The sequence below is a fragment of the Paenibacillus caui genome (genome assembly GCF_019904135.1).
GTDB lineage: Bacteria > Bacillota > Bacilli > Paenibacillales > Paenibacillaceae > Fontibacillus > Fontibacillus caui.
In genome coordinates, this window is the sequence record NZ_JAIOGQ010000043.1 from 16,107 (window position 1) to 27,327 (window position 11,221).

General features: G+C 46.1%; 9 protein-coding genes. 4 read left to right on the forward strand and 5 right to left on the reverse strand.

What is annotated here, in order from left to right; translation table 11 throughout:
- Nucleotides 1–239 precede the first annotated feature (239 nt).
- The 3 genes from K7397_RS19465 (at nt 240) to K7397_RS19475 (ending at nt 4,688) form a co-directional block, all read left to right on the forward strand.
- Nucleotides 240–2,207, forward strand: coding sequence for a methyl-accepting chemotaxis protein (locus tag K7397_RS19465; RefSeq protein ID WP_223070192.1), 1,968 nt, complete (start codon nt 240–242; stop codon nt 2,205–2,207).
- A gap of 172 nt (nt 2,208–2,379) precedes the next feature.
- Nucleotides 2,380–3,240 carry a transporter substrate-binding domain-containing protein gene (locus K7397_RS19470; protein WP_223070194.1) on the forward strand — a complete coding sequence of 287 codons (861 nt, stop codon included), beginning with the start codon at nt 2,380–2,382 and terminating at the stop codon, nt 3,238–3,240.
- Between the two features lie 221 nt (nt 3,241–3,461).
- Nucleotides 3,462–4,688 carry a phosphorylase family protein gene (locus K7397_RS19475; protein WP_223070197.1) on the forward strand — a complete coding sequence of 409 codons (1,227 nt, stop codon included), beginning with the start codon at nt 3,462–3,464 and terminating at the stop codon, nt 4,686–4,688.
- A gap of 396 nt (nt 4,689–5,084) precedes the next feature.
- On the opposite strand, the gene K7397_RS19480 is transcribed toward K7397_RS19475, so the two are convergent.
- Both K7397_RS19480 and K7397_RS19485 read right to left on the reverse strand, forming a co-directional pair.
- On the reverse strand, nt 5,085–5,294 hold the full coding sequence (locus K7397_RS19480) for a hypothetical protein (RefSeq protein WP_223070199.1): 210 nt from the start codon (nt 5,292–5,294) through the stop codon (nt 5,085–5,087).
- 33 nt (nt 5,295–5,327) lie between these two features.
- Nucleotides 5,328–6,005 (reverse strand): NTTRR-F1 domain, encoded by a 678-nt coding sequence (locus K7397_RS19485; protein WP_237691071.1) that lies wholly within the window; start codon nt 6,003–6,005, stop codon nt 5,328–5,330.
- 215 nt (nt 6,006–6,220) lie between these two features.
- Between K7397_RS19485 and K7397_RS19490 the strand changes: the two genes are divergently transcribed.
- Nucleotides 6,221–8,095 (forward strand): glycoside hydrolase family 15 protein, encoded by a 1,875-nt coding sequence (locus K7397_RS19490; protein ID WP_223070204.1) that lies wholly within the window; start codon nt 6,221–6,223, stop codon nt 8,093–8,095.
- A 72-nt stretch (nt 8,096–8,167) separates the two neighbouring features.
- On the opposite strand, the gene K7397_RS19495 is transcribed toward K7397_RS19490, so the two are convergent.
- From K7397_RS19495 to K7397_RS19505, 3 genes are all read right to left on the reverse strand, one after another.
- A complete protein-coding gene (locus tag K7397_RS19495) occupies nt 8,168–8,719 on the reverse strand; it encodes a glutathione peroxidase (RefSeq protein WP_223070212.1) in 552 nt (183 codons plus the stop codon).
- 242 nt (nt 8,720–8,961) lie between these two features.
- The gene (locus tag K7397_RS19500) at nt 8,962–10,137 is read right to left on the reverse strand and encodes a mannitol-1-phosphate 5-dehydrogenase (RefSeq protein ID WP_223070206.1); all 1,176 of its coding nucleotides are present in this window, start codon (nt 10,135–10,137) and stop codon (nt 8,962–8,964) included.
- On the reverse strand, nt 10,134–10,814 hold the full coding sequence (locus K7397_RS19505; protein WP_223070217.1) for an HAD family hydrolase: 681 nt from the start codon (nt 10,812–10,814) through the stop codon (nt 10,134–10,136). The genes K7397_RS19500 and K7397_RS19505 overlap by 4 nt, the downstream gene beginning before the upstream one ends.
- Nucleotides 10,815–11,221 lie beyond the last annotated feature (407 nt).

An 11,221-nucleotide genomic window follows, 5' to 3' on the forward strand; every position in this document is an offset into this window, starting at 1 on the left:
AAAAATGTAATCGCTTCACAAAATAAATTTTAAACTTTTCTCGCGTAACGCTTGAAAAATGAACGGCTGTTGCCGATAACAGCTAAAGTGGAGTCTTACCGTAATCCAAACATTTTGCATAATTTATTCACAGGTGGGATTGGGCTTCCAGTCCTATGGGGAACAGAGAGAATTGCGCAGAACAATATGGAGAGACACTGTGTAGGGCCCCGGAACTAGTGTCGGGAGGGATAATTGTAATGAGCTTCAAACTTAAGCAAAAAATAATTATCTTGATTTGCCTGCTCTTGCTGCTCAGCTTGGGTTCGGTTTCCTTTGCCAGCCTTTTCAGAGCATCCCAATTACTGCAGGATGGCATCAAGCGGGAGGCTCAGCTCACCGCATCCAATCTGGCCATGAGCATCAATGAATTCATTGATACGGAAATTGCCAAGGTAGAGTCCGTCGGCAAACTGATTACGGGCAACAAGGAACAAGACTTAAAGCGGATTCAGAGAGCGCAGGAACAGAACCAAGAGTACGAAACCTTCTATTTCTCCTATGACCTGACCGGTAAAAATGTGATCAACTTCCTGGGAGAGACCACCGACGTTTCGGATCGCGTCCATTACCGCGAAGCAGGAAAAGGGGAAGGCAAGATCATCGTGTCAGAGCCTGTCGTCTCCAAACGCACTAAACACAACATCATCACGATTATTGTCCCGCTGATGAAAGACGGCAAACAGTACGGCTACATGGGGTCGACACTTCCGATCGATGCTGTGCAGAAAGCCGTATCTACACAGAAGTTTGGCAAAGACGGATATGCCTTCCTGATCAGCAAAGCCGGCAAAATTATGTGGCATCCGGACAAGAATCTTGTGCTGACCACAACCGTGCAGGAACAGAACATAAAGCCGGTCAGTGAAGCTTACCAGAAGGCGATTCAAGGCCAAACGGGCTTCTTCAACTATACCATGAATGATAACAATTACTCGGCAGCCTATACGCCATCCACCTATCAGTGGGGTGTTTTTGTGACAGCTCCGACCAAGAGCCTGTTTGCGCCAATTGCGAAACTGACCAATGACCTGGTCATTATATCGATTGTCTCACTCCTTGCGGCAGTCCTTATTGCGTATGGGTTTACGGTACGTTTGATCCGGCCGATCCAGAAGCTGAATGCCGCTGTCAAAGAAGTAGCGCAAGGCGATTTAACGAAAACGATCCAAGTTCATGGGAAGGATGAGGTGGCTGTCCTTTCCGGTGATTTCAACCAAACCGTAGCTCATCTCAAGCATCTGATTGAGGGTGTTACCGAGACCGCAAGCCAGGTCATGAACGTCACCAAAGCGGTATCCGGAGGAATTGACAAAACGAAGCAAAGCGTTGGCGTGGTAGGCACGTCCATCCGTCAAATTGCCAATGGAGCAACCACGCATGCCACAAGCTCGGAGGAAATTGCCGTTTCTATGAGAGACATGGCGACCGGCGTCGTAAAAATTGCCGAATCCTCTTCCCTCGTGTCGGAAGTGGCACATGAGGCCGCAAGTCACGCCGAGAACGGCGCGGCTGTTGTGGAGCAGGCTGTCCAGCAGATCCGCAGTATCGGGACAGGCACCGACAAAGTGGGAGCGGCGATTGAACGCCTTAATGAACGGTCCCAGCAAATCGTTGGAATTCTGAATCTCATTACCGATATTACGACTCACATTAACCTTCTGTCTTTGAACGCATCCATTGAAGCAGCCAGAGCCGGAGAGCATGGACGCGGCTTCGCTGTCGTAGCCGCAGAGGTAAAGAAGCTGGCGGGACAATCCAGCCAATCTACAGAAGAAATATCGCAAATCGTGGGCGAAATCCTGCAGGATGCGCAGAATGCTGTACAGGTTATGAATGATAACCGCAACGATGTTAAGACAGGCATTGCCTATATCGAAGACGTACGTGAGAACTTCAACAGCATTCTGGAAGCTTCCCGCAATGTGGCCGAGCATATTCTGGAGGTATCCGCTGCTTCCGAACAAATGTCTGCAGGCTCCGAAGAGGTCAGTGCTTCGGTGGAAGAAATGAAATCCATCGCCGTGATGACTTCAAGCGACGCACGGAATGCGGCTGAGGCTGCTGAAGAGCAGATCCGGTTCATGGAACAAATTTCTTCTTCCGTTCAGCAGTTGGAGAAAGCCGCTCAAGAACTGCGCGAAGAATTGTCCAAATTTAAAGTCTAAACGCCCTTTCATGTCTCCATCCAAGACCCGCTGCCCTGACAGGAACTTGAAAGGGGGGATGCATATCAAAGAGCCCAGGCGCTGAATGCAAGACAGTAGAGGAATGACTCGTAGGACCCGCAGGCAGGCAGTGTCAACAAAACAAACAAAGATGCGAACGGAGGAACCACACATGTTTAAAAATTGGAAAAAAGTATTGCTGGCTGGAGTTATCACTTTATCGCTGGTAGGCACAGGTTATGCCAGTCACGACCTGTTCTCCGCACCAAATGTATCGGCTGATTCCGCAACACAAGTTGCACCTGGACATGTGAAGAATGCTGCGGATTCCCAGCTCGATGAAATTATCGACAGAGGATACATTCGGGTAGGTATGACTGGGGATTATAGACCTTTTACATATCTGAACCCTAAAACAAACGAGTACGAAGGCTTTGATGTGGACGCTGCCAAAGCACTCGCCAAAGACCTTGGTGTAGAGGTCCGTTTTGTCCCTACCACCTGGTCCGGCATGATGAAAGACTTGCTGAACGACAAATTTGATATTGCTATGGGCGGCGTAACCCGCAATACGGCCAGACAAAAAACCGCTTATGTATCCCAAGGCTACATCACATTCGGTAAAGCGCCTTTGATTCGTGCCGAAGACAAGGACAAATACCTTACGATCGAAGACATCAATAAGCCTTCCGTACGTATCGGCGTAAATCCAGGCGGAACAAACGAAATCTTTGTCCGTCAGTATCTGACTAACGCCAACGTAACCGTTGTTCAGAACAATCTGGATATCCCGCATCTGGTGGCGGACGGAACTTATGACGTTATGATCACAGACACCGTGGAAGCCATGACGTATGCCAAAGCTGACTCAAGATTGTATGCCGCTCTGACGGACAAACCTTTCACCAAGAGTGAAAAAGGTTATATGATCCCTCGCGGTGATTTCATCTACTCCACCTATCTGGAAACCTGGATGGATGAAATGAAGCTGCAAGGCAAATTCGACGCTCTCTACAAAAAATGGATGGAATAGGCATTTAATTTCCATACATGCATAAACAAAAAAAGCTTCCTGCAGGACTGTTATTACAGGTTCTCGGGAAGCTTTTTTGTTCATGGTTCCTATTCCTCCGGACCAAGTGGAATATTTTGATAAACGTTTTTTTGCAGTCCGATTAAAATTGTACTTTACATCCATAGCTATTATTGATTATATTAATGTTTAAAAATTAAGAGATTTTGGAGGAACCAAAGGTGAAGAAAGTTACAGCAACGGTAATGGTATTTTTTATGGTTATGATCAGCAGCTTCACTGGTCACTCGGCGGCTGCCGCGGCCAACAAGGCGGAGCCTGCCCCAATTGCGGTACAAGGAGCGCTTGATGCAGAAATCGAATCGCTGCTTAAAGCGATGGGTCAATATAAGACGCAAAAAGTGGGGATGTACAGCTATTACATCGGCAAAATCGACGGAATCCCGGTCATCGTAAACCGAACGGAGATGGGTATGGTTAATGCGTCCACAGCAACAACGCTGCTCATTGAAACTTTCCATCCGCGTGCAATCATTAATCAGGGCACAGCCGGAGGCCACGATGAGAAAACACATCTTTACGATATCGTTGTCGGCAAAGAGCAGATCAATTATATCAACACGATCACTCCCATTAGAAAAAAGGGAGAAGGCAGCAAACCGGAAACGTGGAACATGATGACGACCGATGTACGGGACGACAATGACAACCTGCTCAAATACAAGACGTTCAAAAGTACGCCGGAACTGGTCCAAGCCGCCATGTCCGTAAAGGACAAATACATGCATGGTGACGTTATGACCGGGACAATCGGCAGCGCGGACCAATTCAATAACGAAGTGGATCGGATTTTGTGGACCAATGAAGTGCTTGGCATGACGGCGGAGGATATGGAGACGGCTGCCGTGGCTCAAGTGGCGAACGGCTTCCATGTTCCTTTCGTGGGTATCAGAGGGATGTCCGATGCCGGCAGACACGATGAGCATTGGAATCCTGAAAGCGGAAGAAACGCCGCAATCTGGACAGGCGAATATGTGGTGGAAGTCATTAAAGCAATCGACAAGCAGGTTAATTTCGCAACGATTACCCAGGTGAATGGCTATAATCTGTATGTAAACAATGTTAAACAAGATATTTACCTGCTGGATTACAAAGGGAATGCCCTGATTCCTGTTCGGAACCTGGCGAATGTGCTGTCCGGAACCAAGGGAACCCGTGTAACCTACGATTCGAAGACACGGTCCATTTCGTTCAAATACGATACGAAGACAGCGACTTTTAAAGCGGGTGACAGCTTCTTCCTGGATACGCAAGGAACTAAGCAGCAAGTCAAATCCCCATCGGTGAGCGTTAACGGCAAAGCCTACGTAAGCCTGGATTTCGTCGCAAAAGCATTTGGCCTCGAAACGAAAGTTGACGGCGTCGATTTGTATATCACAGCGCAATAATGCACCTCCAGCCTTTGTAGAGATCCCTTCGAAACGTCCGAAGGGATCTTTACTTTTTTCTTATTAAGTCCCGGCGACGCTCATTTCACCGGGACTCCCCCTTCTTGTCATTTTGCTGGTAATCGGATCGTGTTCTCAAGCAGACTTTGGTTATACATTGTTATATTCAACAGCACTCAGGGTAAATAGTGGAAATATATCATTGACTCCATTCGTGTCGACTATTCGTACGTATTCAGTATTTACTTCCGTTAATGTTCCTACGGCGCTTAGATTGCTCACAAACAAAGTCACCGTCTGACCAATCAACCCGCTCAATTTATCAGCTGTGATCGGAAAGGTGATGGCGCAAGTAGCCACGTCATGATCTCCCTTCTAAATAAGTTCAACCCTGCTTTATGGGAAGGTAAACCATACAATGTTTTCCACCATAACATAGTTTGTCGTTGTGTTTTCAACAATCGCCAAGTTCCCCATGAGGTTGCTTAGCGTTCCTTGAATGACCTCCCCTGTAGGAGAAGTAATTTGGATTTGTTTGCCGATGTTGGGTCTAAGGACTGTTTCAATGGCCTGAGCCGATGTCGAGACCAGAGATTTCACAGCCATGTTGCTTCCCTCCTCTATTCGCAAAATATAGGTTTAGCTGTACTCAATGGCATATAAACTAGCGTATGGGAACAGATCACTTACTCCGCTGTCGACAATCCGCACATACTCGTCGGTAACCTCTTCGACCGTCCCGAAAGCGGAGAGCGAAAAGCCTGTAAAAATAGTGACAGACTGCCCCATTAAAGTCTGAAGTTTTTGCGCGAGCAATGGAAATGAAGGGGCACATGCCGATACTTGTGTTGATTGAGCGGTAACGAGCTGCACATCGTCCACCAGCACTGAACTATTGCCCGCAATGCCAATTGAGTTGATTAACACCCGGGCGTACGCGGCATTGGGTGGGGCCGGAGCAGTCACATTATAGACGGTTTTCCAAGTGTCATTTTGTACTGCCGGGAGTGAATCAATGCGTATAGAGTTGATCAAGCCATAGGACAGGAACGCTAGATTCGCATTGTAGAACTGCACACTGATTGAAATGAGCGGAGCTGTGCTTACGCCAATTTTCGCCACCGATAATTTGAGCTCATAGGAATCGCCGGGGGTCACAGAGACAGTCTGGTAAATGAAGGAGTTCACCCCGCCATTTAAGAGGGCTGCATAATTTCCTGTGTGAGCTTCGTTGGTTGTGACAGAGGCCTGATTACTGCTCCATGGTGTAAGCGAACCAGATTCAAAGCCACTGTTAGCAACAATATTCTGAATCATTGACAATCGTCTATTCACCCCTTTCTTATTTTTGAGATATCTTATGATAGGGATAATATAACTGGAACTATAGATTGCCTATTACAAAAAAAGTGGCCAAAGAAGGAGGGGTTCGAGCGCGGAGACGGATATTCCGGGGGATGTTACATAAAATTCACGAAGCTTTAATATGATTATGGATGACCCTGGATTTCCTTATTGAAGGAGTGGAGTTCATGCATTATTTTATCGGTCAAAATCAAGATGATCATGCTCCAATTTCGAATGGCGATGTATTAGCTTGGCTTCAGCAATATGATGCAGGTTGTCGTCCAGTCGATAAAATCAGTCAGCTTTTTTTCAAATACTTTGACATCTCAAGTTCACTTTTAGATAAACCAGGTTCTTATGTGCTGGCAAAAGACCAGAGCGAGAAGGTTTGGTATGATCCATACGGAATCGTTCGGGAAGAGCTTGGACAACTCGGGGAAATTATTTCTCTAGATCGTACTCAATATTTGCATGGTTACGGGATCTATGAAGTTGTCTCTCACAAAGGCAATACCGTAGTCAGGACACGAACATGGGCTCCTCCTAACAGCAACTCTGTCATACGCTCTATCGAAGTGAAGACTCTCCGCAACAATCCTTCAGAAGCATCCATCTTTCCTGTCGTACATCTGAAAAATATTGTACAGAGAATTAACGATTCCCTTTTTATTTCAAGAATTTCCGAAAATCAATGGCTGGCAACGACGGTTTCTCCTTCCGCTGAAGGAATCACAGGGGATGTTTCCAAAGCTGTAACCGGGGGTCAAGTAACCCTCTTTGAACACAGTTTGCTTCCCGTTTCGTTAGTCTTTACGATTCCTCCTCAAACAATCCCGGCTTCAGCTTACAGCAAGCCTGTCTATCAAGTATTTGCTGCAGGGGCTTCTAAAGAGGAGGCGCTTCAGGAATTAAAGAATACACTCGCTCAGATTGGACAAAGTGAGCAGCAAACGCTGCAAGAATGGCATGCTTGGTATAAAGAGACGATCAGAATCGATGCGCTCCCGCCAAAGCTTGAATATTTCTGGAGAACTAGCAACACGCTGCTAAAGATGAGCCTTCAGCGAGACGGTACCCCGATTATGATTGGATTTCAGCCTTACCAGGGAAATGTGTGGATTCGTGATAGTTTATGGATTACATCGACTTTAGCATTGGCGGGCCACCTGGAAGATGCCGTAAGGGCTTTATATGCAACGCTTGGTTATTTAATTAAGCGTCCGGATGGAAACTTTTATTTTGCCTATAATGTCGTTACACGCTTACCGAGCGAGCATGCATTTGAAAATGACACTACAGGAATCATTTTATACGGCATATGGCAAGTTTGGTCCCTTGTAAGAGATCATAAGATCATACACGATCTATGGCCCATTATTAGCCAGTCAACCGAATGGATTTTACAAAACCGTGATTCGACCGGGCTGATCCTCCCGGATGCAGGGATTTGGGAAACGTTTGGACCCCACTTGGGTGAACAATTTGAGCACATGACATGGACCTCCGCGATTTCGGCATTTGGATTATTGAAAGCGGCTGAAATGGCTGAAGCTATCCATGAAAATGAGAAAGCCACCCAATTTAGGCAGGGAGCAAATGAATTATTGCAGGCCATTTCCAAGCATAACGTCCGTAATGGGATTGTAACCCGGTCGATGGAAACAAAGTTTTTGGATGCATCTGTTACGCTATTCTTCTCTGAATTTCCCATATTTCCGGCAGAATGGTCGGGACCAACACTTAAAGCCATTCAGCAGAGATTAACGGACCCCTTTATCGGAGGGATTTGGAGACAGGAAAGTTTGACAACAGAAGAGGGGGATTTAAAACCGTGGTTTGGACCTACTTTTTGGTTAGGTGAAGCATTGCTGGTTAACCATGATATAAACCTAGCGTGGAAGTATTTTAATCATAATTACAATAATAGTTCTTTTTGCGGCCTGATCCCCGAATTGTTGTATAGCAGAGGTCGTCCGAGAGGAATTGGCATGCCAAGTTATTCTCAGTCAGGCGTTATCAGATCCCTGTTGTTATATAAAAATTTGTATGTTAGGAATTAATTCTAATGTTCTTAACATATTGAGCTTATCAACTTAAGAAATTCATTTTTTTAACTTTTCGAGTAGATTTATTTAAGCTTTTAATAGCTTCACAATGTCCTCTTGCAAAGTGGAGATTTCATCGTTAGGTTCATATCTACGTACAACCTCTCCTGACTGATTAATCAGAAACTTTGTGAAGTTCCACTTTATAGCGTCGCCCACTAACCATTCCGGATTTTTTTCGGATATGATCATTTTTAACAGCTTCGATTGAATATTGGATTCATCAAAACCGTTGAAGGGGGCTTCTTGCTTCAAATATTGAAACAACGGATGTGCAGTGTGCCCGTTTACCTCCAGCTTCGCAAAAATTGGGAACTTTACACCGTAGTTGATTTGACAGAAAGCAACCGCTTCTTCGTTCGTCCCCGGTTCTTGCCCGCCAAATTGATTACACGGGAAGCCTAAAATCTCAAATCCGTATTGCTGAAAATCACTATAGACCTTCTGTAAATCGTCAAATTGCGGAGTGAACTTACACTTGCTCGCCGTATTGACGATCAATAAAACCTTGCCTTGATAATCCGAAAGCGCAATAGGCTCCCCGTTTGGTTTTTCCACCACGTAATTATAAATTGTCATCATTTCACCTTTTTTATGATAGGTATTATTTAATATTCATTATGATGTATTTGTTCGCGTATAACAAGGTCCAATTGGTTGCAGTTCTATTCGTCGATTGAGGTATAAATCTGCCTCACTAATTCTGTCATTAGCTGAACTTCTGCTGCTGCTCGAAATGCGAGAGTTATCGCGCTTTCGGCAAGTAAAAAGGCACCCTCTTTCGGGCGCCTTATTTCATTTCCTTTGATCACTCGACTTTCTTAAGGTTTCGACTCCGGCTCTGCATGCCCTCCCGCTTTGATTTCCTTGTAGGCTTCTGCGATTTGCTCATGGAGCGGATGCTTCTCCTCAATCCCTAAATACTGTTCGATGACTTGGGAAATCCCTTTTTGCTGCAACTCCCTTTGCAATTTCTCAGCTTCCTGATCCTTCGCAAAATCAAAACATAACGCGGCTCCAATGGCCAACAGCAGGTGGGGAATCTCGATCTCATAATCATGGGCCAGCAAAGCAGGGCGAACCAGTCGATCATTTTTGGATAGCTTACGGATTGGCGAACGTCCCACGCGAACGATTTTATCCGACATATGGGGATTGGCAAACCGTTCGATCGTCTTGTCTATGTATTTCCGGTGCCTGTTCTCATCCAATCCATGCCTTTTGATCAGTACGCTGCCCGTTTCCTCCATCACTTTCCTGACTTTCTGCTTAAGCCGGGAATCGGCCATCACTTCCTGAATCGTCCGAAGTCCGTCCAGATAGCCGAAATAGGCGGCACAGCAGTGCCCTGTATTGACCGTAAACAGCTTTCGTTCGATGTACGGTTCCAGAGAGTCTACATAAAGAGCGCCTTTGATTTCTTGATGGCCCTCCTTCAGGGCCGGACGGTGAATTACCCACTCATAAAAAGGTTCAACTTCGACTTTCAGCGGGTCGTCATGGCTCTGAACAGGCACAATGCGGTCGACGGCGGTGTTGGGAAAGGCGAGGAGTTGATCCGCTTTTGCATGCCATTTGGCGGGAAGTTCCCTGTACACCCATTTTTTGAGCTGTGTGCTGGCGCCGATTGCATTTTCGCAGGCCATGATATTCAGTGGACGGTCATTCGTCCGGAATCTGCTGGCAAGGCCTTTCGCCATGGAGGGCGCAATATGCTTCAAAGCGGATACACCGACCGCCGTCGTGATCAAATCCGCTTCCGTAATCGCTTCGCCTAACTCTTTGCGATCATTTATGTGAATGGCCGTCACATTTCGGATGATGGCCGTATCCGAATTGTCATTGGCCAGCTCAACGGGATACTGTTTTCTTCGCCTTAATTGGTTAATTTGTTTCTCATTGCGGGCCACGAAACAGACTTCATATCCCGATTTGGATAAAAGCAGACCGATAAAACCGCGTCCGATATTGCCTGGTCCGAAATGTACGGCTTTCATGACTTGGCCCCATCGATCAATTTGCCTTTCGGGGTCGCGAGCACCTCTCGCAAATCGAGTTTACTGAAGCATTCCACCCTGTGGTGGGTGTCCGGGAATTCAAGATTGCGGGTAATCGCGTTCGGACTAACCAACGTATACAATCCCGCCGCCAAGGCAGCTTTGGATCCGTTTGGTGAATCCTCAATCGCGAGCGCTTCGTCTGCCTGAACTCCGAGACATTCGATCGTCTGAAGATACAGTTCCGGATCGGGCTTCACGGCCTTCACATCGTCCTTGGTCCGGATACAGTCGAAATAGTCTCTAATCCCCAATTGGTTCAAATATTTGTCGATCCAGGCCCTATCGGAGCTGGAGGCGAGACCGATTTTGAGCCCAGCGGCCTTCGCCAGCTTCAAATAATCCAATATCCCCGGACGGATCTTCTCTTTCTCCATCAGTGCGGAATGATGCGACTGTACATTTTCTCTAAAGGACTCCAGATCGATCGGCAGATTCAGCTCCGTGACCAAATATTCGTGCGGGTTAAACGCACCCAGGCTGGTCCCGATGCATTGCGAATATTGCTCCAGCGTCAATTCGACACCGTGTTTCTTGTAAGCGTCGCGAAAAGCGTTGTACCAAGCGGTTTCCGTATCAATAATCGTGCCATCAAAATCAAAAATAATCGCTTTAATTTGGTTTTCCTTCTCCATTGTTCCCCTCTTTTCAAAATGAACTTATGGGTGTCCTTAGCTAAAGAGTTCCCATCGTCAGCTTATTCGATTCAATCTCATGGCAGCCGGGGGTACAGGTGATACTTATTTCTGAGGTATTTGACGTCTTACAAATGACAAAATAATGGGATATAATTATAAAATGTTGGGATATTTTATAAATAGGAGGTAAAATTTTGTATTTCAATATTTTAGAAAAAAAGCAATCCTCTCGGTCTGCTCATTTAGCAAAGTTACTATTTGAGCATTTTGCATAATTCCGTGATTGAGAATTAGACAGCAGAATCTAAGGAGTAGTTGGTGGTGTATTTTCGTCTCAGGTGACTTCGGACATAAAAAAGGGCAGACCTGCAGAATTTCTGTTCGTT

Coding starts and splice junctions, on each gene's coding strand:
- K7397_RS19485 (WP_237691071.1), bottom strand. CDS start 6,005: ATGATTCAGAATATTGTTGCTAACAGTGGCTTTGAATCTGGTTCGCTT.
- K7397_RS19480 (WP_223070199.1), bottom strand. CDS start 5,294: ATGGCTGTGAAATCTCTGGTCTCGACATCGGCTCAGGCCATTGAAACA.
- K7397_RS19490 (WP_223070204.1), top strand. CDS start 6,221: ATGCATTATTTTATCGGTCAAAATCAAGATGATCATGCTCCAATTTCG.
- K7397_RS19465 (WP_223070192.1), top strand. CDS start 240: ATGAGCTTCAAACTTAAGCAAAAAATAATTATCTTGATTTGCCTGCTC.
- K7397_RS19470 (WP_223070194.1), top strand. CDS start 2,380: ATGTTTAAAAATTGGAAAAAAGTATTGCTGGCTGGAGTTATCACTTTA.
- K7397_RS19500 (WP_223070206.1), bottom strand. CDS start 10,137: ATGAAAGCCGTACATTTCGGACCAGGCAATATCGGACGCGGTTTTATC.
- K7397_RS19495 (WP_223070212.1), bottom strand. CDS start 8,719: ATGACAATTTATAATTACGTGGTGGAAAAACCAAACGGGGAGCCTATT.